This is a genomic window from Escherichia sp. E13S3, from assembly GCF_004212325.1.
Lineage (GTDB): Bacteria > Pseudomonadota > Gammaproteobacteria > Enterobacterales > Enterobacteriaceae > Escherichia.
On record NZ_RHJR01000014.1, the window covers coordinates 79,193 to 102,479 of the forward strand.

Sequence of the window (23,287 nt, forward strand, 5' to 3'; positions counted from 1 at the left end):
ATGATTTTTGGACATATCGCGCAACCTAACCCGTGCCGTTTGCCCGCCGCCATTGAAAAGGCGCTCGATTTTCTGCGCGCTACCAACTTCAATGTCCTGGAGCCGGGCGTTGTCGAAATCGACGGTAAAAATATTTATGCGCAAATTATCGATTTAACGACGCGCGAGGCGGTGGAAAACCGCCCGGAAGTGCATCGTCGCTATATCGATATCCAGTTCCTGGCATGGGGCGAAGAGAAAATCGGCATTGCTATTGATACAGGAAATAATAAAGTCAGCGAATCCCTATTAGAGCAGCGCGATATTATTTTTTATCACAATAGTGAACATGAATCATTTATAGAAATGATACCGGGCAGCTACGCTATTTTCTTCCCGCAAGATGTTCACCGACCGGCATGTAATAAAAATGCCACAACGGCAATACGGAAAATCGTGGTTAAAGTGGCCCTCTCTGCTTTATAAAAAAATTATTACTGGAGCACAAAATGAAAGCGAATAATGCCGGTTATATTATCGGTGCGTATCCCTGTGCACCTTCTTTTCACCAAAGAAGTGAAGAGGAAGAGAAGGAATTCTGGCGACAATTATCAGATACCCCTGATATTCTCGGTCTGGAACAACCCTGCCTGGAAAATTTTCATCCTCTTGGCGATCAATGGTTACTCCGTCATACACCAGAGAGCTGGAAATTTGTCGTCACCGCTGTGATGGAAACTATGCGTCGTCGCAGCGAAAACAACGGTTTTGGCCTCGCCTCCAGCGATGAAGAGCAGCGTCAGGCCTGCGTGGCGTACTATCGCCACTTGTTGAATAAAATCAACTCATTGCAGGTAAATAAAGTCCTCGCACTGGAGATCCAGGCTGCACCGTTAGCAACGAATCCCAATGTTATGCAAGCGACGGATGCTTTTGCCCGCTCGTTGAAAGAAATCGCCAGCTGGGACTGGCCGTGTAAACTGGTGCTCGAACACTGCGATGCCATGACGTCTTCTGCACCCCGTAAAGGTTTTCTGCCTTTAGAAAATGTTCTGCAGGTCATTGCCGATTATGACGTCAGTATCTGTATTAACTGGGCGCGCTCCGCTATTGAAGGGCGCAATACAGCGTTGCCGCTGACCCATACCCAAATGGCAAAACAGGCCGGGAAACTCGGCGCGTTGATGTTCTCTGGTACGACGCTAAACGGAACATACGGCGAATGGCAGGATTTACACGCACCGTTTGCACCTTTCTGTGCAGAAAGCCTGATGACCACAGATCATGTTCGCGAGTTATTTAATGCAGCAGAACCGTCAACATTGCATTTTGCTGGCATCAAGCTGCTGGAAATAAATGCGACGGCTGATGTTCAACATCGAATCGAAATATTACGTAACGGCATTCACACTCTGAATGAACCTCGTTAATCCGTTTCACTTAAATAGCACATTGAATGTCTGATTAGTCGCTTTCCAATAAATATTACGAATACCAACAACATCAATTAATGAAAACATATTGCATAACAAGAAGGACTCGTTATGAAACGGATACTCGAAGGCATTCTTGCGATCATCATCGCAATACTGTCTTGTATTATTTTTATTAATATAATTCTTCGATATGGATTCCACACAAGCATATTATCGATTGATGAATTATCCCGACTTTTATTTGTCTGGTTAACCTTTATTGGCGCTATCGTTGCTTATATGGACAACAGCCATGTGCAGGTTACTTTTTTAGTCGAAAAACTCTCACCTGCTAATCAACAACGTGTTTCGCTGCTAACCCATACGCTCATTTTATTGCTGTGTCTGGGGCTGGCCTGGGGCGCTATAGAAAAAACAGCGCAGGACTGGAGCAACTTATCTCCCATTCTCGGTGTACCCGTTGGCTTAATGTACGCCGCCGCTATCCCCACCAGCCTGATTATCGCGATGCTGGAATTACGTCACTTATACCGGCAGTTCACAAATACCCCCAGCCGAAACCAACAAGGAGCCTGACGATGACAATCCTTATATTTATTGTCAGTTTGTTGGGGGCTATCGCGATTGGTGTTCCCATCGCCTGGGCATTATTGCTGTGCGGCATTTCATTGATGTTCTGGATGGATATCTTTGATGTGCAAATTCTGGCACAAACGTTGGTAAATGGCGCAGACAGCTTCTCCCTGTTAGCCATTCCCTTCTTTGTACTGGCGGGTGAGATCATGAACGCGGGCGGCCTGTCGCAACGTATTGTCGACTTGCCAATGAAGCTGGTAGGCCACAGGCCGGGCGGTCTGGGCTACGTTGGTGTACTAGCGGCAATGATCATGGCAAGCCTGTCCGGTTCTGCGGTTGCCGATACCGCAGCCGTCGCGGCGCTGCTGGTGCCGATGATGCGTCAGGCCAACTATCCGGTAAACCGCGCCGCTGGGCTAATCGGTTCTGGCGGTATTATTGCAGCTATTATTCCGCCCTCTATTCCGCTCATTATCTTCGGCGTCTCCAGCGGACTCTCCATCAGCAAACTGTTTATGGCGGGCATCGCACCGGGCATCATGATGGGCGTCACGCTGATGGTTACCTGGTGGTGGCAGGCAAAACGACTGAATTTACCTTGTCAGCCGAAAGCTTCACTGCGGGAAGTCTGGCAATCGTTAGTTTCCGGTATTTGGGCGCTTTTTTTACCGATTATCATTATTGGTGGTTTCCGTTCGGGGCTATTCACACCAACCGAAGCAGGCGCAGTTGCCGCTTTCTACGCGCTGTTCGTCTCGGTGGTGGTCTATCGCGAAATGACCTTCTCCACGCTTTATCATGTACTGATTAACGCAGCGAAAACCACGTCTGTGGTGATGTTCCTGGTGGCCTCTGCTGCGGTATCTGCATGGCTTATTACTATCGCCGAATTACCCATGATGGTATCGGAGCTATTACAACCGTTGGTTGATTCACCTCGCTTATTATTCATCGTCATTATGCTCGCCATTATGGTGATCAGTACGGTCATGGACTTAACGCCTACCGTCTTAATTCTTACACCTGTATTAATGCCATTAGTGAAAGAAGCGGGAATAGATCCGGTCTATTTCGGCATCATGTTTATTATCAACTGTTCAATATCACTGATTACGCCTCCAGTCGGTAACGTTCTTAACGTGGTATGCGGCGTGGCGAAACTTAAATTTGACGATGCGGTAAAAGGCGTTGTGCCTTACGTCATGGTTTTATTCATGTTGTTAGCATTATTTATTTTTATACCGGAGCTTATTACCGCTCCTCTTAAATGGATGAGTTAAAAGGAAATCATAATGAAATTACGTTCTGTAACCTACGCATTATTAATTGCCGGAGTGGCGGCGTTCAGCACATCTTCTCTGGCGGCACAATCATTACGTTTCGGTTATGAAACCTCACAAACCGATTCACAACATATTGCGGCAAAAAAATTTAATGAATTACTGCAGGAAAAAACCAAAGGCGAACTGAAATTAAAACTGTTCCCGGATAGCACCCTCGGTAATGCGCAGGCGATGATCAGCGGCGTGCGTGGCGGCACTATTGATATGGAGATGTCTGGCTCTAACAACTTTACGGGACTCTCACCCGTCATCAACCTGCTCGATGTCCCGTTCCTGTTCCGCAATACCGCCCACGCGCATAAAACGCTCGACGGCAAAGTCGGTGATGACCTGAAAGTCTCCCTTGAAGATAAAGGACTGAAAGTACTGGCTTACTGGGAAAACGGCTGGCGCGATGTCACCAACTCACGCCAGCCAGTTAAAACACCTGCCGACCTGAAAGGGCTGAAAATCCGCACCAACAATAGCCCGATGAATATCGCGGCATTCAAAGTTTTTGGCGCTAACCCAATCCCGATGCCGTTTGCCGAAGTGTATACCGGGCTGGAAACGCGCACTATCGACGCTCAGGAACACCCGATCAACGTTGTCTGGTCAGCAAAATTTTACGAAGTGCAGAAGTACCTTTCTCTGACGCACCACGCCTATTCCCCGCTTCTGGTGGTGATCAACAAAGCGAAGTTTGATGGCTTAAGCCCGGAGTTCCAGCAAGTGCTTATCTCATCCGCGCAAGAAGCGGGTAATTACCAGCGCAAACTGGTCGCCGAAAATCAGCAAAAAATCATCGACGGCATGAAAGACGCGGGCGTAGAAGTCATCACCGATCTCGATCGCAAAGCCTTTAGCGATGCGCTGGGGAACCAGGTTCGCGACATGTTTGTTAAAGATGTTCCGCAGGGCGCCGATCTGCTGAAAGCCGTGGATGAGGTGCAATAAACCATGACGCAATACTGGCTGGGGTTAGATTGTGGCGGTAGCTGGCTGAAAGCCGGGCTGTATGACCGCGAAGGCCGGGAGGCAGGCGTGCAGCGCCTGCCGCTGTGCGCATTAAGCCCGCAGCCAGGTTGGGCAGAGCGCGATATGGCAGAACTGTGGCAATGCTGCATGGCTGTCATTCGCGCCCTGCTTACCCATTCCGGCGTTAGCGGGGAACAAATAGTTGGTATCGGTATCTCCGCACAGGGAAAGGGCTTGTTTTTGCTGGATAAAAACAACAAGCCGCTCGGTAATGCCATATTGTCCTCGGATCGCCGGGCGATGGAAATCGTTCGTCGCTGGCAGGAAGATGGCGTCCCGGAAAAACTCTACCCGTTGACCCGACAGACCTTATGGACCGGGCATCCGGTGTCGCTGTTACGCTGGCTAAAAGAGCACGAACCGGAGCGCTACACACAAATTGGCTGCGTGATGATGACGCACGACTACCTGCGCTGGTGTTTAACCGGCGTCAAAGGTTGCGAAGAGAGCAATATTTCCGAGTCCAATCTCTACAACATGAGTCTTGGGGAATATGACCCATGCCTCACCGACTGGCTGGGGATCGCTGAAATCAATCACGCCCTGCCGTCTGTTGTCGGATCTGCCGAAATCTGCGGGGAGATCACCGCCCAGACAGCCGCCCTGACCGGTCTGAAAGCGGGTACGCCCGTTGTCGGCGGCCTGTTTGATGTGGTTTCCACCGCACTCTGCGCCGGGATCGAAGACGAATTCACCCTCAATGCGGTGATGGGGACCTGGGCGGTGACCAGCGGCATTACATCCGGTCTGCGTGACAGCGAAGCACATCCGTATGTCTATGGCCGCTACGTCAACGACGGTGAATTTATCGTTCACGAAGCCAGCCCCACCTCTTCCGGCAACCTCGAATGGTTTACCGCACAGTGGGGAGAAATCTCGTTTGATGAGATTAATCGGGCCGTTGCCAGCTTGCCGAAAGCTGGTGGCGATCTCTTTTTCCTGCCGTTCCTGTACGGCAGCAACGCCGGACTCGAGATGACCAGCGGTTTCTACGGGATGCAGGCCATTCATACCCGCGCGCACCTGTTGCAGGCCATTTATGAAGGCGTGGTGTTCAGCCATATGACCCATCTCAACCGGATGCGCGAACGTTTTACTGATGTGCACACCCTGCGCGTGACTGGCGGCCCAGCGCATTCCGATGTCTGGATGCAAATGCTGGCGGACGTTAGCGGCTTACGAATCGAATTGCCGCAGGTGGAGGAAACGGGTTGTTTTGGCGCGGCGCTCGCTGCCCGCGTCGGCACCGGGGTTTATCGCGATTTCAGCGAAGCCCAACGAGGCTTACAGCACCCGGTACGCACCCTGCTACCGGATATGACCGCCCATCAGCTTTACCAACAAAAATACCAACGCTATCAGCATCTCATTGCCGCACTTCAGGGTTATCACACCCGCATCAAGGAGCACACATTATGAGCAGACCACTTCTGCAACTGGCCCTCGACCACTCATCACTTGAGGCCGCACAGCGCGACGTTACGCTGTTAAAAGACAGCGTCGATATCGTCGAAGCGGGTACCATTCTCTGTTTAAACGAAGGGCTTGGCGCGGTGAAAGCCTTGCGCGAACAGTGCCCGGACAAAATCATCGTTGCTGACTGGAAGGTCGCCGACGCTGGTGAAACACTCGCTCAACAAGCATTTACCGCAGGTGCTAACTGGATGACCATCATCTGCGCCGCGCCGCTCGCCACGGTAGAAAAAGGCCACGCCATGGCGCAGAACTGCGGCGGTGAAATTCAGATAGAGCTGTTTGGTAACTGGACGCTGGACGACGCCCGCGACTGGCATCGTATTGGCGTGCGGCAGGCGATTTATCATCGTGGTCGTGACGCGCAGGCCAGCGGGCAACAGTGGGGCGAGGCCGATCTGGCACGCATGAAAGCGCTTTCTGATATCGGCCTTGAGCTTTCCATTACTGGCGGGATAACCCCTGCTGACCTGCCGCTGTTTAAAGATATCCGCGTGAAAGCGTTTATAGCTGGGCGAGCACTGGCAGGCGCAGCAAATCCAGCGCAGGTAGCTGGCGATTTCCATGCACAAATCGACGCTATCTGGGGAGGCCAACGTGCGTAATCATCCGTTAGGGATTTATGAAAAAGCGCTGGCGAAAGATCTCTCCTGGCCGGAGCGGCTGGTGCTGGCAAAAAGCTGCGGTTTTGATTTTGTCGAAATGTCGGTGGATGAAACCGACGAACGGCTCTCACGTCTTGACTGGAGCGCCGCGCAAAGGGCTTCGCTGGTCACTGCGATGATCGAAACGGGTGTTGCCATTCCGTCAATGTGCCTGTCTGCCCATCGTCGTTTTCCCTTTGGCAGCCGGGACGAGGCAGTGCGCGAACGGGCGCGGGAAATCATGAGTAAAGCGATTCGCCTGGCGCGCGATCTCGGCATTCGCACCATCCAGCTGGCAGGTTATGACGTCTATTACGAAGACCATGACGAAGGCACCCAGCAACGTTTTGCTGAAGGGCTGGCGTGGGCGGTCGAACAGGCGGCGGCATCACAAGTAATGCTGGCAGTGGAGATTATGGACACCGCGTTTATGAACTCCATCAGCAAATGGAAAAAATGGGACGAGATGCTCGCCTCGCCGTGGTTCACCGTCTACCCGGACGTCGGCAATCTTAGCGCCTGGGGCAATGATGTTCCCGCTGAACTAAAACTGGGCATTGACCGTATCGCCGCGATCCACCTGAAAGACACTCAACCCGTTACCGAGCAAAGCCCCGGACAGTTCCGTGATGTGCCGTTTGGCGAAGGCTGTGTCGATTTTGTTGGCATTTTCAAAACGCTGCATGAGCTTAACTATCGCGGATCATTTCTGATTGAGATGTGGACCGAAAAAGCCAACGAGCCGGTGCTGGAGATTATTCAGGCACGGTGCTGGATTGAAGCGCGTATGCAGGAGGCTGGATTTATATGTTAGAGCAACTGAAAGCCGACGTGCTGGCGGCGAATCTGGCGCTTCCCGCTCACCATCTGGTGACGTTCACCTGGGGCAATGTCAGCGCGGTAGACGAGACGCGGCAATGGATGGTGATCAAACCTTCCGGCGTCGAGTATGAAGTGATGACCGCCGACGATATGGTGGTGGTTGAGATAGCCAGCGGCAAGGTGGTGGAAGGCAGCAAAAAGCCCTCATCCGACACGCCAACGCATCTGGCACTCTACCGTCGCTATGCCGAAATCGGTGGCATTGTGCATACCCACTCGCGCCACGCCACCATCTGGTCGCAGGCCGGGCTGGATCTCCCCGCCTGGGGCACCACGCACGCCGATTATTTTTATGGTGCAATCCCCTGTACACGCCAGATGACCGCAGAGGAGATCAACGGCGAGTATGAATACCAGACCGGTGAAGTAATCATTGAAACCTTTGAAGAGCGCGGCAGGAGTCCAGCGCAAATTCCGGCGGTGCTGGTGCATTCTCACGGCCCGTTCGCCTGGGGAAAAAACGCCGCCGATGCGGTGCATAATGCCGTAGTACTGGAAGAATGCGCCTATATTGGACTGTTCTCACGCCAGCTCTCGCCGCAGCTTCCTGCCATGCAAAACGAACTGCTGGATAAACACTACCTGCGTAAGCATGGGGCCAATGCTTATTACGGGCAATAATCTCTCACGCCGGGGCTTCATCGCCCCGGTACTATGAATTGATATGCTCCCGTATCCGCACAACATTGCCACTTCGGTTAGCAGCTCGTCTGTTGCGATGGCTCGGTCAGGCTGATGTCCACTGCCGTATCCGACATTACATTGATCAGCAAAATCAAAAATGTTTAGCGCAGGCGATTATAGTCATCAACCATTTCGTTGTACTCGCGTAACGCTCTCGGGAAAGAGTCTTCGACCATCCAACTTGAGTTTGCATCCTGAAGTTGCTCTTTATCCCAGTCAGAGTACGGGACTTTATCTCTGACGCGGCGAACATATTTTTTAGCCTCGAGCTGATATTGATCTGCCGAATTAATGAACGAGAAATTCATGCCGCCTTTATCCGCTTCTTTGGCCTGCGCTACCAGCGTTTCAAGTTCGGTCACTTTCTTCATTGCCGCTTCGGCATCAAACTTATCTTGCGATATCAGGTTATTAATTTGTTTCGCTGAAATCATGACCGCCAGAGAGTAGTAGTTGAATGTTTTCCCTTCTCTTTGTTCAATATTTTTCAGTTCCGCAAGCTGGCGCTTATCATTAATTTCCTGAATTGCCGCATGATAAGATTCTGCTACAGGTTCAAAGGCTTCAATATTTTTTAAGAATGTCTGGTGCAGCGTTTTCCCTTTGGCAAACGCATCGTCTTTATAATTTTCCTGAGTGTAATATTTATCCATTTCGTTAATAGTATTACCCAACGCCACGGCAGCATCGATATAACCCACCGCCACGCCATCAATAGGTTGCAGCGCAGGTGTTAACGCCACAGCACTTTTTACGCCTTTTTCACACTCAGAGAGACTGGATTCACTGATGCCATAGATGCCATAAACAGTACTCTCTTTACCGGTAGGCCCCTGTTTAAAATCTTTCAGCCAGTCAGCATACCGCGCCAGACTGCGCTGTACAGGGATCTGTAACTTGTTGTAGCACTTGATATAGATATCCATTTTTTCGTCGAAAATCGCTTGTTCATCGACCACCGGTTGCGCAGGTGTTTCAGGTTTAGCTTCTGCTTTTGCAACGGGAGCTTCAGTAGGTTTCGCTTCAGGGGCTGGTGCGGCAGGTTGACTATTGGCGGGCTGGGGAGTTTCTGTTTCGGCTTTTTTATCATCACAGCCAGTGATACCGAGAGCCATTATAGCGACTATAATAGCGGAAGATAATAAATTCCTTTTCATTTAATTGCCTTATAAATATATAGATAAGAGAGTGAATATAATAAAGGAAAAAAGGAAATATCACTACGCACGTTTTGTTTATAAATAAATCTATAATATCCACAAAGTGAATGAGTCCTGTAATTTAATCTCTAAATCACAGGATTTATTTTAATTAACGGCACAACCCTGGCGAGAGGGAGTGTCATCTCCCCCCGCCATTAATCACGCACTACATCCCGTAGCGTTCGGCAATAGCGGCATGCTTCTCTTCATTCGCCCCGGCTTCTTTGGCAAGACGCCACCAGCACAACGGATGTTCCCAGTCAGAGGTCAATTCGTGCAAGGTCTTATCGATATCACCTTTAGAAACTGAACGCGGCGCACTGATAACAAAATAGAACGCGGGCAGCGGATCAGCGCCTTCTCCCTGATGACTATCGGTTAACGTATAGTCGTCATTACTGTTGCTCCAGTAGTACCAGTTTCGTTCACGAAGCGCCTCACGGAAGGCATTAAACTGTTCTTCACCAGGCATAACACCTTCGCAGAACCAGGACTCGCCGTACTCGGTCGGGATAATGGTTTTCAGACACCCATAAAGTGGCGTGAAATTCTTCTGCTCTTCTTCGTCTTCAGGTCGGGTATTCAACATTTCTGCATCGAAAACCACTATTTCATCAACATGTTGCGGGAAATCGGTCCGGTAAGTTGGCTCAATGATCCTTGCTGTTACCGGCCCAATGCGTTGAGCATAGTAATAGCGGTATTCGTAATTTTCCCGGAAGCGAATGTTTAGCAGCCCCCATTTTTCGTCGATGAAACCTTCGCCTTCTGTGAGTTCGATTTCCAGTTCAGCAGCAATAGCACGCACCAAATCCCACTGTTGTAAGATGCTGGCGGTCGCCATGATATCCCACTGGAGATTACGAATATCTTCTTCACGGCTAATCATCAGTTGCTGCAATTGCTGTAAATAATCCAGCTGTCGCTCCCAGGCTTCCTGTTTTTGTGCTGCCCAGGAACACATGCGATAAACGCCGACCCACTCACGCCCTTTTTCGTTTTCCAGCAACTGTTGCCCAATCGACTCCAGTTCACTCCAGTCTTCCTGTTGGTTGATCACCCGCGCACGGAACCACAGTGCCATATGTAGCAGACCCGCCTGTTCATACAGCTTCGCCAGGTGCTCGATCGCTTGCTGATCGCCACGGTTAAGCAAGAGATCCAGCAGATCGAAGCAAAGGCCGTTATCTTCCTGAAGATGGCTTTCAACGTGGCGTTGCAGAAGTTCGATCGACTCATTAATCGCATTACAGGCGTTTAACGCATTGACCAGTTTGCCCAGCAATTCCGCATCATCTGGCGTGTTCAGATAAGCGCGACGGAATATCTCTACGTCTTTTTCTGGATCTGGCTGCGTTTCTTCATCGCTATTTTCAGGGACTTCTACAACCGGACGAGCAAGCAACTCCGCCTCTTTGGCGGCGATTTTTTCACTAAGTTCGAGAAACTCGCGATCAACGCCCACTAACGAACGTAATTTCGGCATGTGCCGTTGGGCCTGTTTCATCGCCATTTTGGCCACCCAGACGGATTCACGCTCCAGCGCCAGAGTGATTTGCAGTTTTGCCAGATCAACCGCTTTGCGGTGCGCCCCGGCCTGCGAACGTTGATCCAGCATTGTCTGGATGATGCGCGCCAGCTGCCAGTGGTTTCTCTGTGGATGGCGAGGAAGCAGTACGGTAATAATCTTTACCCACATGCCCCATGAATAGGGGGTCAGATCTGACCAACGCGGTAATTCTTCCCAGACTTCTTCGTCCTGCCCGCATAACGCCATAATGTACAGTTTTTTGAGGTGATAATTGATGCGATCACGGCCCCAGTAATCATTCTCTTTTGCCAGTTCATCAATCAGTTCACGAGCTTCATCGTAGCGCTGAAGGGCAACCAAAATATCAGCGCGTGTTGCCAGCAGCGCTTCTAAATATTCACTCCCCGCTGCTTTCACCGCCTCGATTTGCCTGTCGATATAAACCAACGCTTCTTCTGTTTTGTTGGAGTCCACCAGTGCACTGGCATACTCGCAGGATAAACACATAAAACAGCTCCAGGTCGGATCAATGCGCGCAATGGTTTCTTCACATACTGCCATGCGTTCATTCGCCCAGCCTGGACCATCGATATTTTCGTAGCAGGCTGATAAATCTTGGGTAACGCAAATGGATTGCGGGCAATCCTTCGCCTCTTCCCGGTGCGCTTTTTCAAACAGCGCTACCACGTCTGGCAGCACTTTTTCGCCTTCTTCATAGTTAGTCAGGCGATGACGCATCTCCCAGTGACCGATAAATATTTCCAGCCACGGATTTTTAGCTACTTGATTCAGCGCTTTCATTTCCGGCAATAGCGAATCGCATTTTTCTATTTGCAGGTGCAAAACACTTTCTGAAAAATCATCAATAAGCTGCGGAATATATTCTTGCCCGGCATCGCGCAACTCCTGACTATATTTGTTGTACCACTCCCATGTATCCATTTTATTTTCCTTGATTAATTAAGACAGGAATAACCTGAGTAAAATCTTCCAGTGCCTGGTGTAAATCCCACTGCTGTTCTTTATTACCGCTGGAGCACAAAATCACTTTCAGTGATTTTAATAACCGTAATGCTGCCGCTGGCTGCTGATGCTGTTGTAAGGCCGTCACCAGTTGCATGACACAGGGGTTATTAAGATTGATATACAGACTTGAGGTTTTCGTTTTTTGGATTTGCGAGGTAAATTGCCGCGCCAGCATTAACGCTGCGGTACTGATGCGTTTATCTGCGTCATCCTGTTCGAGAATTTGTTTTAATTCTGCTTCGCGGTCTGGCGTGACCACGAGCGGTAAAACCGCTGGTTCGAAGCGAGAGATAATTAATTGCTCGCCATCGCAGAGATGCTCTTCCAGATAAGCCACCTGCTCTTCGGGTAATTCTGCCAGGCTGAACAACTGCTCATTACCTGTTTGCGTACCGACTTCGATAATCCGGCAGTGATATAACAGCGCCCAACGGCGTAAAAATGGCACCACCGCATAGCGATCGCCACGGGCTACAGGCCGTTGCAGAATGTGGAACAACATCTCTTCAAAACCGCCGTCGCGGCTTAACAGAATATGAATGCTGTTATTAACGCGTAAATCCTTCGCCAGCAGCGCGCCTTTTGACGTTGGCACCTGCAAGCGATCTTTGAGCAAATCAAACAGACGGTCATCACACAAGGCCGCACCCAGCAACGCTTCGTTGTGGCGCATTAATACACGCCGCCAGATTTCTGGCTGATTTTGTGCGAGATCGGACAAACCAGAAATCAGCGCCTCTTTTAACGCCTCTTGTACCGCAACCCAGGTTTCATCCCGCTGGAGATCTTCCCTGCTTGCCGTCGGCGTCAGTTTCGATGACTCAATCACGCCGCCAATAAATCCGGCCCAGGGCGGTAACAACTCACGCGCTTCATCATCCAGCAACATACCGCGCAAAAACAACGACAGGTTGCGGTTATCGCTGGTGCCGTAGGTCGCGCCATCCTGAATCCATAAAATCCCGACCGCGTCGCTCATTCCCGCTGGCACCACCGGAATGGTGCAAATCGGTTCGAAGGAGGATTCAAACTGGGCGGCAAAGGCGAGATTTTTACGCTGTACCAGCGCGCGGTGCATGGTTACGCCTTCGGGGGCAACGTCACGCCACGGTGGTTGAAGTTTATTTACCGGCTCGCTGGCATCGCCGACATAGACCGGTTCGTGCAGCAATATGCAGTAGCGGGAAAGAACGCGGTTCAACAAATTATTACTCGCCAGATGGCTGTACTCTTCCTTGAGCGTCAGAATCACCTGCGTTCCTGTTTCCGAGGACTGATGCGGCGTAACGGTATATTTTTGCCCGTCGGTAGAGTGGTATTTCCAGCTCTGATCCGGCGTTTGCCAGGATGTGGTCAACACCGTGACCTCTTTTGCCAGTACAAAGGCCGACAAAAAACCGAGGCCGAACATACCAATTAAACCGGTGTTGTCATCCTGCTGGCGCAACATTCGGGTATAACCCACGCCCACTGTCGCCAGGAAGCCGTGAATTTCGCTTTCTGTCAGACCCGCACCGGTATCGGTAATAGTGATAGTGGACTTCGCCACGTCAGCCACCACACGAATTTGGTTATCCTTTGGCGCATCGGGCTGCTCAATCCTGCGGCGCACGATCGCATCATGGCCGTTCTGCACCAGCTCGCGCACGGCAACCACGGGAGTGGAGTAAAGATGCTTGCTGAGCACCTCAATTAAGCCGTTTAAATTAACTTCTGTAGAATATGAACTGCCAGGTAACTGTAATGTACTCATTTTTCAATACTCATAATCCATCACCTACTATTGAAAATACATTGCTGTTTTTACAACCGGTGCAAGGTTTGTTATTTTCATTCATGCATCGGAAACATTTATTTATTGACGCGATGATTAAAACAAAATGTCTTATATAAATAATGATTAATTCTTAAAGGATTAATGCGACTGGAGTATATCGATATAAACCGGAGTTAACGAGATAATTTCTTGTGATGAAATTATTATTTAAATGCTGAATAATATATTGAGGATTATTTAATAAAAAAATAAAACCGCAATCCAGAATCAGAATTGCGGTATTTCTTTAATTATGAATCAAACGCTGCGGATGGGTATAAACCGTTGCCCGCCCCGGCTTACAAAAGCCCACCAGCGTCAACTTACAGCGCTCAGCCACTTCTACAGCAAGCGTGGTCGCGGCAGATACCGCAAACAAAATCTCTACGCCGCACATCGCCGACTTTTGCACCATTTCATAACTGGCACGGCTGGAAACCAGCACCGCACCTTGCTGCCAGCTTTCACCTTCTTGTGACCGGCGGCCTAACAGTTTGTCCAGCGCCACATGGCGGCCCACGTCTTCATGTCCGCCCGCCAGTTCGCCAGATGGCAACATCCAGGCGGCGGCGTGAGTACAACCGGTCAGTTGCCCCACTGGCTGAAAGTCGGTGAGTTGGCGTAACGCATCATCCAGTTTGTTGAGATCAAATGTCTGAGTGAACGGCAGCGGCTGCACCGGTTTACCGATGTCATTAAGTTGCTCCACGCCGCATACGCCACAGCCCGTGCGCCCGGCCAGCGCGCGGCGGCGCTCTTTAAGCCCCATAAAACGGCGGCTGGACAGCTCAATTTGCACTTCCAGACCGTTACAGGAAGGAACAACATCCATGCCGAAGATATCGCGTGGGCTTTCGATAATTCCTTCGGAAAGCGAAAAACCGAGCGCAAACAGTTCAAGGTCTTTGGGCGACGCCATCATCACCACGTGCGAAATGCCGTTGTAGACCAACGCAACGGGAACTTCTTCCGCCACCTCGTCTAACCGTGGGTGTTGTAAATCATCACGGCGCCATAACTCAATTTGACGCACCCCTGTGATATTTGTCACATTTTTGATTTCTTTTTGCTGTGTTTTTTTCACTTTCTCTTAACCAGATAAGAACACACACACCAAGATTATGGTATTCTGTTACAAACCCTTCCTGGATGGAGGGAAATTGAGCCAATTCTGGACCTTTGCGGCCCCTTCCGCAAAGAAAAATAACTCCCACTCCCTGCACACTCAGCAAGCGAATGTAAATGGGACGTGACAATGTCGAAACAAGGAGCAATCCATGCAGGTCAGCAGAAGGCAGTTCTTTAAGATCTGCGCTGGCGGTATGGCAGGCACCACGGCAGCGGCACTGGGTTTTGCACCCAGCGTAGCACTCGCGGAAACCCGGCAGTATAAACTGCTGCGCACCCGCGAAACCCGTAATACCTGCACCTATTGTTCCGTAGGCTGTGGGCTGTTGATGTACAGCCTCGGTGACGGAGCAAAAAACGCCAAAGCATCTATCTTCCATATCGAAGGCGATCCGGATCACCCGGTCAACCGCGGTGCACTTTGTCCGAAAGGCGCTGGCCTGGTGGATTTCATCCACTCCGAAAGCCGTCTGAAGTTTCCGGAATACCGTGCGCCAGGTTCTGATAAATGGCAGCAAATCAGTTGGGAAGAGGCGTTTGATCGCATCGCCAAACTGATGAAAGAAGACCGCGATGCTAACTACATTGCGCAAAACGCCGAAGGCGTGACTGTTAACCGCTGGCTCTCCACCGGGATGCTGTGTGCTTCCGCGTCGAGTAACGAAACCGGCTATTTAACGCAAAAATTCTCCCGCGCGCTGGGTATGCTCGCGGTCGACAACCAGGCGCGTGTCTGACACGGACCAACGGTAGCAAGTCTTGCTCCAACATTTGGTCGCGGTGCGATGACCAACCACTGGGTCGACATCAAGAACGCCAACCTCGTCGTGGTGATGGGCGGTAACGCCGCTGAAGCTCACCCGGTCGGGTTCCGCTGGGCGATGGAAGCCAAAATTCACAACGGCGCGAAGCTGATTGTGATCGATCCTCGCTTTACGCGTACGGCGGCGGTGGCTGACTACTATGCTCCTATTCGTTCCGGTACTGACATTGCTTTCCTGTCAGGCGTATTGCTGTACCTGCTGAACAATGAAAAATTCAACCGCGAATACACCGAAGCCTATACCAACGCTAGCCTTATCGTGCGTGAGGATTACGGCTTTGAAGATGGCCTGTTCACCGGCTACGACGCGGAAAAACGCAAGTACGATAAATCCAGCTGGACCTACGAACTGGACGAAAACGGCTTCGCCAAACGCGATACCACGCTGCAACATCCGCGCTGCGTGTGGAACTTGCTGAAACAGCACGTTTCCCGCTACACGCCGGATGTGGTTGAAAACATCTGTGGTACGCCAAAAGACGCGTTCCTGAAAGTCTGCGAATACATCGCAGAAACCAGTGCTCACGATAAAACCGCCTCGTTCCTGTATGCCCTCGGCTGGACGCAACACTCCGTTGGTGCGCAGAACATTCGTACGATGGCGATGATCCAACTGCTGCTCGGCAACATGGGGATGGCAGGCGGCGGCGTTAACGCCCTGCGCGGTCACTCCAACATTCAGGGGCTGACGGACCTGGGGCTGCTGTCGCAGAGCCTGCCAGGTTACATGACGCTGCCAAGCGAGAAGCAGACCGATCTGCAAACCTACCTCGCCGCCAGCACGCCGAAACCGCTGCTGGAAGGCCAGGTTAACTACTGGAGCAACTACCCGAAATTCTTCGTCTCCATGATGAAGGCCTTCTTTGGCGATAAAGCAACGGCGGAAAATAGCTGGGGCTTTGACTGGTTGCCGAAGTGGGATAAAGGCTACGACGTCCTGCAATACTTCGAGATGATGAAAGAGGGCAAGGTCAATGGCTATATCTGCCAGGGCTTTAACCCGGTTGCCTCATTCCCGAACAAAAACAAAGTGATCGGTTGTCTGTCGAAACTGAAGTTCCTCGTCACCATCGACCCGCTGAACACTGAAACCTCTAACTTTTGGCAGAACCACGGTGAGCTGAACGAAGTTGACTCGTCGAAGATCCAGACCGAAGTGTTCCGTCTGCCATCGACCTGCTTCGCGGAAGAGAACGGTTCAATCGTTAACTCAGGTCGCTGGTTGCAGTGGCACTGGAAAGGTGCGGACGCCCCGGGGATTGCGCTGACTGACGGCGAGATCCTCTCCGGTATCTTCCTGCGCTTGCGCAAGATGTATGCCGAACAGGGTGGTGCGAACCCGGACCAGGTGCTGAACATGACCTGGAACTACGCCATTCCGCATGAGCCATCTTCAGAAGAAGTGGCGATGGAGAGCAACGGTAAGGCGCTGGCCGATATTACCGATCCGGCAACCGGTGCGGTTATCGTCAAGAAAGGCCAACAACTTAGCTCGTTCGCCCAACTGCGCGATGACGGTACGACCTCCTGTGGCTGCTGGATTTTCGCCGGTAGCTGGACGCCAGAAGGCAACCAGATGGCACGCCGTGATAACGCCGATCCGTCTGGCCTCGGTAACACGCTGGGCTGGGCATGGGCATGGCCGCTTAACCGTCGCATCCTGTATAACCGCGCCTCCGCAGACCCGCAGGGTAACCCGTGGGATCCGAAGCGTCAGTTGCTGAAATGGGACGGCACTAAGTGGACCGGCTGGGATATTCCGGACTACAGCGCAGCGCCTCCGGGCAGCGGCGTCGGGCCGTTTATCATGCAGCAGGAAGGCATGGGGCGTCTGTTTGCCCTCGATAAGATGGCGGAAGGTCCATTCCCGGAACACTACGAGCCGTTTGAAACGCCGCTGGGAACTAACCCGCTGCATCCAAACGTTATCTCGAACCCGGCTGCGCGAATCTTTAAAGACGACGCCGAAGCATTGGGTAAAGCCGATAAGTTCCCGTATGTCGGAACCACCTATCGTCTGACCGAGCACTTCCACTACTGGACCAAACACGCGCTGTTGAACGCGATTTTGCAGCCAGAGCAGTTTGTGGAAATCGGTGAGTCGCTGGCGAATAAACTTGGCATTGCCCAGGGCGATACCGTGAAAGTCTCCTCCAACCGTGGCTATATCAAAGCCAAAGCGGTGGTGACCAAACGTATTCGCACGCTGAAAGCGAACGGCAAAGATATCGATACCATCGGTATTCCAATTCACTGGGGCTATGAAGGCGTTGCAAAAAAAGGCTTTATTGCCAATACGTTAACGCCATTCGTTGGTGATGCGAACACGCAGACGCCGGAGTTTAAGTCCTTCCTTGTGAATGTGGAAAAGGTATAACGGAGACGACATATGGCTTATCAATCGCAAGACATTATTCGTCGCTCCGCGACTAACGGTCTGACCCCCGCGCCTCAGGCGCGGGACTTCCAGGAAGAAGTGGCGAAACTCATCGACGTCACCACCTGCATCGGCTGTAAAGCCTGTCAGGTGGCGTGTTCAGAGTGGAACGACATTCGCGATACCGTCGGCAATAACATTGGGGTGTACGACAACCCCAATGATTTAAGCGCCAAATCGTGGACGGTAATGCGCTTCTCGGAAGTGGAGCAGAACGACAAACTGGAATGGCTGATCCGCAAAGACGGCTGTATGCACTGTTCCGATCCAGGCTGCCTGAAAGCGTGCCCGGCGGAAGGGGCAATTATTCAGTATGCCAACGGTATCGTCGACTTCCAGTCCGAGCAGTGCATTGGCTGCGGTTATTGCATTGCGGGCTGCCCGTTCGATATTCCGCGCCTCAACCCGGAAGACAACCGCGTCTACAAATGTACGCTGTGCGTTGACCGCGTGGTGGTTGGGCAAGAACCGGCCTGCGTGAAAACCTGCCCGACGGGTGCGATTCACTTCGGTACGAAAGAGTCGATGAAAACGCTGGCGAGCGAGCGCGTGGCTGAGCTGAAAACCCGTGGTTACGACAATGCGGGTCTGTACGATCCGGCAGGCGTTGGTGGTACACACGTCATGTACGTGCTGCACCATGCTGACAAGCCAAATCTGTATCATGGCTTGCCGGAGAACCCGGAAATCAGCCAAACCGTGAAATTCTGGAAAGGCATCTGGAAACCGCTCGCGGCTGTTGGCTTTGCGGCTACCTTTGCGGCCAGTATCTTCCACTACGTGGGTGTCGGTCCGAACCGTGCGGATGAGGAAGAGAACAATCTGCACGAAGAGAAAGACGAGGAGCGCAAATGAAACGACGTGACACCATCGTGCGCTACACCGCGCCGGAACGTATCAACCACTGGATCACCGCCTTCTGCTTCATCCTGGCGGCGGTGAGCGGGCTGGGCTTTTTGTTCCCGTCCTTCAACTGGTTGATGCAAATCATGGGCACACCGCAGCTGGCGCGAATTCTGCACCCGTTTGTCGGCGTGGTTATGTTTGCCTCGTTCATCATCATGTTTTTCCGTTACTGGCATCACAACCTAATCAATCGGGATGATATCTTTTGGGCGAAGAATATTCGTAAGATCGTCGTCAACGAGGAAGTAGGTGACACCGGGCGTTATAACTTCGGTCAGAAATGCGTTTTCTGGGCGGCGATTATTTTCCTGGTTCTGCTGCTGGTGAGCGGCGTGATTATCTGGCGTCCTTATTTTGCGCCTGCTTTCTCAATCCCGGTGATCCGATTCGCGTTAATGCTGCATTCATTTGCCGCAGTGGCGTTAATTGTGGTTATCATGGTGCATATCTACGCCGCCCTTTGGGTGAAAGGCACGATTACCGCCATGGTGGAAGGATGGGTTACCAGCGCCTGGGCGAAGAAACATCACCCGCGCTGGTACCGTGAGGTCCGCAAGACAACGGAAAAGAAAGCTGAATGAGTATTCGCATAATCCCGCAAGATGAGCTGGGTTCGAGCGAGAAACGTACGGCGGATATGATTCCGCCGTTATTGTTCCCTCGGCTCAAGAATTTATACAACCGCCGCGCCGAGCGTCTGCGCGAGCTGGCAGAAAATAATCCGCTGGGTGATTACCTGCGCTTTGCTGCGCTTATCGCCCACGCCCAGGAAGTGGTGCTGTACGACCATCCGCTGGAGATGGATCTGACCGCGCGCATTAAAGAAGCCAGCGCACAGGGCAAGCCACCGCTGGATATTCACGTTCTGCCGCGTGATAAGCACTGGCAAAAGCTGCTGATGGCGCTGATTGCTGAGCTGAAACCTGAAATGAGCGGCCCGGCGCTGGCAGTGATTGAGAATCTGGAGAAGGCATCGACCCAGGAGCTGGAAGATATGGCCAGCGCACTGTTTGCCTCTGATTTCTCGTCCGTCAGCAGCGATAAAGCGCCGTTTATCTGGGCTGCACTGTCGCTCTACTGGGCGCAGATGGCCAATCTGATCCCCGGCAAAGCCCGCGCTGAATACGGCGAACAGCGTCAGTTCTGCCCGGTCTGCGGCTCTATGCCGGTTTCAAGCATGGTGCAAATTGGCACCTCTCAGGGGCTGCGTTACCTGCACTGCAACCTGTGTGAAACCGAATGGCACGTGGTGCGCGTAAAATGCAGCAACTGTGAACAGAGCGGCAAACTGCATTACTGGTCGCTGGATGACGAACAGGCCGCGATTAAAGCCGAAAGCTGCGATGACTGCGGCACTTACCTGAAGATTCTTTATCAGGAAAAAGAGCCGAAAGTTGAAGCCGTGGCAGATGACCTCGCCTCTCTGGTACTGGACGCGCGAATGGAGCAAGAAGGCTATGCCCGCAGTTCCATCAACCCGTTCCTGTTTCCGGGTGAAGGGGAGTAATCTCTGACGTTTTCCGGGTGGCGCAGGTCGCCCGGATTACAGCTCATAAGGTGTGACGACACCTGCTATTCCCGCAAAATCTCTCGTATTTCGCGTTACTAGTTCAAAGCCATAAATCTGTGCTGTTGCCAGAATAATGGCATCTGGAAGTTTCATTCTATACTCCTGCCTTAAAGCAACGCTTCGTTCCGCGATATCCTGCGAAATCCCAATAACGTTAAACGCACTCATTGCAATCCGTGTGCGATGTTCTTGATCATATTTTTTAGCGCCAACTAGCACCTCCATCCAGGTGACCAGACTAATCGCATTCTGTAGGGGCCATGCCTCCAGTGCCTGTTTTGCCTCAATTCGTCCGCTGAACAAATCGATAAGGATATTGGTATCAAAAAGCGCAGTTCTTTTTGCCATTACCATTCCTCGCGCAGCTTACGCTGATATTCGACACCATCTTCATCACACCCTTGCCAGATACCAAGAGCACTGGATATTGTCGTTTTCGATTGATTTTCCAGATATTGATCTACCGCTTCTCGTAACAGCTCTGCGCGAGGAAGATTGCGCTGCACTTTGAGATCATCAAGTCGCTTAATCACCTCATCGGATAAATCGAGTAAAATTCTGCCCATATCCATACCTGCCATAGCGCTCATATATACCTCCAGTATATCATTTTTGAATGCATGATGAGCAAAATACTCTTGCAAAACCTTTAAAGAAAGCTCATTTACGCATCACTTTTTATTTTTGCGAGGCGTTTTCCAGATATGATGTAACAGTTGCAGTTATTATAAGTTCAGGTAAAACAGCCTTGTGTTAATGCCAGAATAAGAGCATCTGGCTTTTTGTTTTTATATTCAAGAATGAAAAAATCTTTTTGTCATTCCTTATGCTGCTTACATAGTTCTTCAACACCAACTGCCTCGTCCCTTTTCCTGCCGCCTTTTGCCTTACGCACCGGAAATTGCTGCCGCTCCAGATATTGCTCTACCGCTTCGCGTAAAATTGCAGATCGCGAAACTTTACGCCAGCCCCTGAGCTTATTCAGCCTTTTAATTACCTCTTCTGATAAATGAAGAAAAACCGTATTCATCGCCATTTTCACCACCTTACATATATTTCTCATTAATGTATGTGCGAAAATTACGCCAGAAAGTTAATTACCGAAAGCGGATTTTTTCATATTGTTTTGTTTTTGCGAGACGTTTTCCAGAAATAATGCAACAGTTGCACTTATTTAAATTATTATTGAAACACGGTTCAGCTATCGTCCGGGATAATTTATTATTAATCAGATGCTGGAGCACCCACAGAAAAAAAGACAAACAATAAGGATGAACTATGAATTCTTATGATATATCACATTCAAGAATATTTATTTTTTGATCTGTTTTGCATGGGTCTTCGGTTGCCTTATTCGCATGGTGTACCCGAAAAAAGTCAGCGTCTTTACCGCACCAGGTTTAAGGTAAAATTTATCATCCATCGCAGACCAGTCAGTGCTGCCACCAACCGGTCTTTAATTGTTAGTAGTAGTAAATTTGTGGATAACAGTCCGGGAACCAGACGATTCCTTCCGGATCATTCCCCTGCATTACCCGATAACATTGGCGTCGATCATCGGCACGACGGCGAAGCGTAGTATAGAGCCGCTTCCATTCATGATCGCCCGGTGTACTGTAGTTTACCCAACAATCCATTGAAGGGTGACGCCATTTACCTGTCAGTGTTGGGATCCCTGAATGCTTATGCGGCTTCGCTTTACCATTACGATCCCTATCTTTACGCGTATTAAAGGTGGACATTTTTAGTCTCCTGTTGAGAGTTCTAAAAATGTGCTTCCTTAAAATAGTTCATCATTTTCCCTTAATTCGCATAGCGTGCTTTTGCACGAATTTCCGATACGCGGGGACCATTATGATAGCGTCGATGCCCACACATCCAACAAGAACACATACAGGGAGTACGAAAGCAAATACCTGATGCTTTTTTGCTTCCATCGCCTGCAGTGCGATAACGACAGCGGATTTTTTTTAATCGCGCCATATGATGGCGACGTTCAGCACGATTACGGGTCATAGCAAAACTCCTGAGCAGGCGGCACTATGCCGCTTTCATAGGTGTTCTGAATGCTGGTGCTTTCTGTATGGCATAAACATGCCTCTAACGGTTAAGTGCTTGCAGCACATGTTGCGGATCATTGGCAATCGCTCGCAGCAAAGCCTTTGCAGGCCCGGTCGGTGAACGCCGCCCCTGCTCCCAGTTACGCAACGTGTCTACGCTTACAGAAATAAGATCGGCAAATTTAGATTGTGACAACCCTGAAGCGCGGCGTATTTCTTTGATTTTCATAGCATCAACTTCAAAAGTCCGCGAAGGCTGTCGCGTTCCTTCAATAATTTCATTCATCTGGGCCATGCTGTGAGTCAACCGCTCAAAAAGTGCCTTATCCATTTACCACCTCGTATTTAACAACCGGAGCATTGCTTTTTCCTGGGGAGACAGATCATCTTTAATACCCTTACGATAAATAAGCAGTAATCTGATCTCATAATGTTTAACCTGATGAAAGTAAATAACCCTGACACCAGCACGTTTCCCCTTTCCTCCTGACACCCATCGAACCTTTCTTAACCCACCAGTTTCAGGTATTACCTCACCATAGTCAGGATTCAAGGCCAGGAAAAACTGAAAACGACTGAATTCATCGTCGTTCAGCAGTTTTTGAACATCTTCAGTAAAAATTTCCGTTTCGATGAAGAGTATAACTATACGCCATTGGCTTAGAGTAATAATCCTTTTTGCACGTCATTGACGTACCCTTGAAACCACTAGCTTACTGATAGTGCTCCAGCAAAACCATGTCTCTGCCGGGTT

At 50.6% G+C, this 23,287-nt stretch carries 23 protein-coding genes; 13 read left to right on the top strand and 10 right to left on the bottom strand.

The features are described from left to right. The 9 genes from D9597_RS14355 to araD all read left to right on the top strand — a co-directional run bounded on the left by D9597_RS14355 (window position 1) and on the right by araD (window position 7,971). Window positions 1–465: a YhcH/YjgK/YiaL family protein gene (locus D9597_RS14355; protein WP_130223019.1), complete on the top strand. Its 465-nt coding sequence runs from the start codon at window positions 1–3 to the stop codon at window positions 463–465. Between the two features lie 23 nt (window positions 466–488). Continuing rightward, window positions 489–1,409 (top strand): DUF4862 family protein, encoded by a 921-nt coding sequence (locus D9597_RS14360; RefSeq protein ID WP_130223021.1) that lies wholly within the window; start codon window positions 489–491, stop codon window positions 1,407–1,409. A gap of 114 nt (window positions 1,410–1,523) precedes the next feature. Beyond that, window positions 1,524–1,991, top strand: a complete 468-nt coding sequence (gene yiaM, locus D9597_RS14365; RefSeq protein WP_130223023.1) for a 2,3-diketo-L-gulonate TRAP transporter small permease YiaM — start codon at window positions 1,524–1,526, stop codon at window positions 1,989–1,991. A gap of 2 nt (window positions 1,992–1,993) precedes the next feature. Continuing rightward, window positions 1,994–3,271 carry a 2,3-diketo-L-gulonate TRAP transporter large permease YiaN gene (gene yiaN, locus D9597_RS14370; RefSeq protein WP_167851620.1) on the top strand — a complete coding sequence of 426 codons (1,278 nt, stop codon included), beginning with the start codon at window positions 1,994–1,996 and terminating at the stop codon, window positions 3,269–3,271. Between the two features lie 12 nt (window positions 3,272–3,283). Next, window positions 3,284–4,270, top strand: a complete 987-nt coding sequence (gene yiaO, locus D9597_RS14375) for a 2,3-diketo-L-gulonate TRAP transporter substrate-binding protein YiaO (RefSeq protein WP_130223028.1) — start codon at window positions 3,284–3,286, stop codon at window positions 4,268–4,270. Between the two features lie 3 nt (window positions 4,271–4,273). Beyond that, window positions 4,274–5,770 carry an L-xylulokinase gene (lyxK, locus tag D9597_RS14380; protein WP_130223030.1) on the top strand — a complete coding sequence of 499 codons (1,497 nt, stop codon included), beginning with the start codon at window positions 4,274–4,276 and terminating at the stop codon, window positions 5,768–5,770. Next, window positions 5,767–6,429: a 3-keto-L-gulonate-6-phosphate decarboxylase UlaD gene (ulaD, locus tag D9597_RS14385; RefSeq protein ID WP_130223032.1), complete on the top strand. Its 663-nt coding sequence runs from the start codon at window positions 5,767–5,769 to the stop codon at window positions 6,427–6,429. Before lyxK ends, ulaD begins: the two co-directional genes overlap by 4 nt. Then, window positions 6,422–7,282 (top strand): L-ribulose-5-phosphate 3-epimerase, encoded by an 861-nt coding sequence (locus tag D9597_RS14390; RefSeq protein WP_130223034.1) that lies wholly within the window; start codon window positions 6,422–6,424, stop codon window positions 7,280–7,282. Before ulaD ends, D9597_RS14390 begins: the two co-directional genes overlap by 8 nt. Next, window positions 7,276–7,971 (top strand): L-ribulose-5-phosphate 4-epimerase, encoded by a 696-nt coding sequence (gene araD / locus D9597_RS14395; RefSeq protein WP_130223036.1) that lies wholly within the window; start codon window positions 7,276–7,278, stop codon window positions 7,969–7,971. The genes D9597_RS14390 and araD overlap by 7 nt, the downstream gene beginning before the upstream one ends. 164 nt (window positions 7,972–8,135) lie before the next feature. Here the strand turns inward: araD and D9597_RS14400 are convergent, their stop codons facing one another. The 4 genes from D9597_RS14400 to fdhD all read right to left on the bottom strand — a co-directional run bounded on the left by D9597_RS14400 (window position 8,136) and on the right by fdhD (window position 14,693). After that, the gene (locus tag D9597_RS14400; RefSeq protein WP_130223038.1) at window positions 8,136–9,191 is read right to left on the bottom strand and encodes a YiiG family protein; all 1,056 of its coding nucleotides are present in this window, start codon (window positions 9,189–9,191) and stop codon (window positions 8,136–8,138) included. A 211-nt stretch (window positions 9,192–9,402) separates the two neighbouring features. Further along, window positions 9,403–11,709 (bottom strand): hypothetical protein, encoded by a 2,307-nt coding sequence (locus D9597_RS14405; protein WP_130223040.1) that lies wholly within the window; start codon window positions 11,707–11,709, stop codon window positions 9,403–9,405. Window position 11,710: 1 nt separating this feature from the next. Further along, the gene (locus tag D9597_RS14410) at window positions 11,711–13,546 is read right to left on the bottom strand and encodes an ATP-binding protein (protein WP_130223042.1); all 1,836 of its coding nucleotides are present in this window, start codon (window positions 13,544–13,546) and stop codon (window positions 11,711–11,713) included. 310 nt (window positions 13,547–13,856) lie between these two features. Beyond that, a complete protein-coding gene (gene fdhD, locus D9597_RS14415; protein ID WP_130223044.1) occupies window positions 13,857–14,693 on the bottom strand; it encodes a formate dehydrogenase accessory sulfurtransferase FdhD in 837 nt (278 codons plus the stop codon). A gap of 193 nt (window positions 14,694–14,886) precedes the next feature. Between fdhD and fdnG the strand changes: the two genes are divergently transcribed. From fdnG to fdhE, 4 genes are read left to right on the top strand one after another with little or no spacing between them, the layout of a single operon-like run. Continuing rightward, the gene (fdnG, locus tag D9597_RS14425; RefSeq protein ID WP_130209998.1) at window positions 14,887–17,937 is read left to right on the top strand and encodes a formate dehydrogenase-N subunit alpha; all 3,051 of its coding nucleotides are present in this window, start codon (window positions 14,887–14,889) and stop codon (window positions 17,935–17,937) included. A 12-nt stretch (window positions 17,938–17,949) separates the two neighbouring features. After that, window positions 17,950–18,852, top strand: a complete 903-nt coding sequence (gene fdoH / locus D9597_RS14430) for a formate dehydrogenase O subunit beta (RefSeq protein WP_000331381.1) — start codon at window positions 17,950–17,952, stop codon at window positions 18,850–18,852. Further along, the gene (gene fdoI, locus D9597_RS14435) at window positions 18,849–19,484 is read left to right on the top strand and encodes a formate dehydrogenase cytochrome b556 subunit (RefSeq protein ID WP_000829013.1); all 636 of its coding nucleotides are present in this window, start codon (window positions 18,849–18,851) and stop codon (window positions 19,482–19,484) included. The genes fdoH and fdoI overlap by 4 nt, the downstream gene beginning before the upstream one ends. Beyond that, window positions 19,481–20,410: a formate dehydrogenase accessory protein FdhE gene (gene fdhE, locus D9597_RS14440; RefSeq protein WP_130216198.1), complete on the top strand. Its 930-nt coding sequence runs from the start codon at window positions 19,481–19,483 to the stop codon at window positions 20,408–20,410. Before fdoI ends, fdhE begins: the two co-directional genes overlap by 4 nt. A gap of 36 nt (window positions 20,411–20,446) precedes the next feature. Here the strand turns inward: fdhE and D9597_RS14445 are convergent, their stop codons facing one another. From D9597_RS14445 to D9597_RS14480, 6 genes are all read right to left on the bottom strand, one after another. Continuing rightward, on the bottom strand, window positions 20,447–20,821 hold the full coding sequence (locus tag D9597_RS14445) for a type II toxin-antitoxin system VapC family toxin (protein ID WP_001129490.1): 375 nt from the start codon (window positions 20,819–20,821) through the stop codon (window positions 20,447–20,449). Further along, complete coding sequence (locus D9597_RS14450; protein ID WP_130216196.1) at window positions 20,821–21,063, bottom strand: CopG family transcriptional regulator; 243 nt, start codon at window positions 21,061–21,063, stop codon at window positions 20,821–20,823. Before D9597_RS14450 ends, D9597_RS14445 begins: the two co-directional genes overlap by 1 nt. A 227-nt stretch (window positions 21,064–21,290) precedes the next feature. After that, window positions 21,291–21,509 carry a CopG family transcriptional regulator gene (locus D9597_RS14455; RefSeq protein WP_130223048.1) on the bottom strand — a complete coding sequence of 73 codons (219 nt, stop codon included), beginning with the start codon at window positions 21,507–21,509 and terminating at the stop codon, window positions 21,291–21,293. A gap of 427 nt (window positions 21,510–21,936) precedes the next feature. After that, complete coding sequence (locus tag D9597_RS14465; protein WP_130223052.1) at window positions 21,937–22,215, bottom strand: hypothetical protein; 279 nt, start codon at window positions 22,213–22,215, stop codon at window positions 21,937–21,939. Between the two features lie 358 nt (window positions 22,216–22,573). Next, on the bottom strand, window positions 22,574–22,864 hold the full coding sequence (gene nadS / locus D9597_RS14475; protein ID WP_000356397.1) for a NadS family protein: 291 nt from the start codon (window positions 22,862–22,864) through the stop codon (window positions 22,574–22,576). Next, window positions 22,865–23,176, bottom strand: a complete 312-nt coding sequence (locus D9597_RS14480; protein ID WP_000897302.1) for a hypothetical protein — start codon at window positions 23,174–23,176, stop codon at window positions 22,865–22,867. Between the last annotated feature and the right edge of the window lie 111 nt (window positions 23,177–23,287).

Coding starts and splice junctions, on each gene's coding strand:
- araD (WP_130223036.1), top strand. CDS start 7,276: ATGTTAGAGCAACTGAAAGCCGACGTGCTGGCGGCGAATCTGGCGCTT.
- ulaD (WP_130223032.1), top strand. CDS start 5,767: ATGAGCAGACCACTTCTGCAACTGGCCCTCGACCACTCATCACTTGAG.
- D9597_RS14355 (WP_130223019.1), top strand. CDS start 1: ATGATTTTTGGACATATCGCGCAACCTAACCCGTGCCGTTTGCCCGCC.
- yiaM (WP_130223023.1), top strand. CDS start 1,524: ATGAAACGGATACTCGAAGGCATTCTTGCGATCATCATCGCAATACTG.
- yiaN (WP_167851620.1), top strand. CDS start 1,994: ATGACAATCCTTATATTTATTGTCAGTTTGTTGGGGGCTATCGCGATT.
- yiaO (WP_130223028.1), top strand. CDS start 3,284: ATGAAATTACGTTCTGTAACCTACGCATTATTAATTGCCGGAGTGGCG.
- D9597_RS14400 (WP_130223038.1), bottom strand. CDS start 9,191: ATGAAAAGGAATTTATTATCTTCCGCTATTATAGTCGCTATAATGGCT.
- D9597_RS14405 (WP_130223040.1), bottom strand. CDS start 11,709: ATGGATACATGGGAGTGGTACAACAAATATAGTCAGGAGTTGCGCGAT.
- D9597_RS14450 (WP_130216196.1), bottom strand. CDS start 21,063: ATGAGCGCTATGGCAGGTATGGATATGGGCAGAATTTTACTCGATTTA.
- D9597_RS14445 (WP_001129490.1), bottom strand. CDS start 20,821: ATGGCAAAAAGAACTGCGCTTTTTGATACCAATATCCTTATCGATTTG.
- lyxK (WP_130223030.1), top strand. CDS start 4,274: ATGACGCAATACTGGCTGGGGTTAGATTGTGGCGGTAGCTGGCTGAAA.
- fdoI (WP_000829013.1), top strand. CDS start 18,849: ATGAAACGACGTGACACCATCGTGCGCTACACCGCGCCGGAACGTATC.
- D9597_RS14465 (WP_130223052.1), bottom strand. CDS start 22,215: ATGTCCACCTTTAATACGCGTAAAGATAGGGATCGTAATGGTAAAGCG.
- fdhE (WP_130216198.1), top strand. CDS start 19,481: ATGAGTATTCGCATAATCCCGCAAGATGAGCTGGGTTCGAGCGAGAAA.
- D9597_RS14455 (WP_130223048.1), bottom strand. CDS start 21,509: ATGGCGATGAATACGGTTTTTCTTCATTTATCAGAAGAGGTAATTAAA.
- D9597_RS14410 (WP_130223042.1), bottom strand. CDS start 13,546: ATGAGTACATTACAGTTACCTGGCAGTTCATATTCTACAGAAGTTAAT.
- D9597_RS14360 (WP_130223021.1), top strand. CDS start 489: ATGAAAGCGAATAATGCCGGTTATATTATCGGTGCGTATCCCTGTGCA.
- nadS (WP_000356397.1), bottom strand. CDS start 22,864: ATGGATAAGGCACTTTTTGAGCGGTTGACTCACAGCATGGCCCAGATG.
- fdoH (WP_000331381.1), top strand. CDS start 17,950: ATGGCTTATCAATCGCAAGACATTATTCGTCGCTCCGCGACTAACGGT.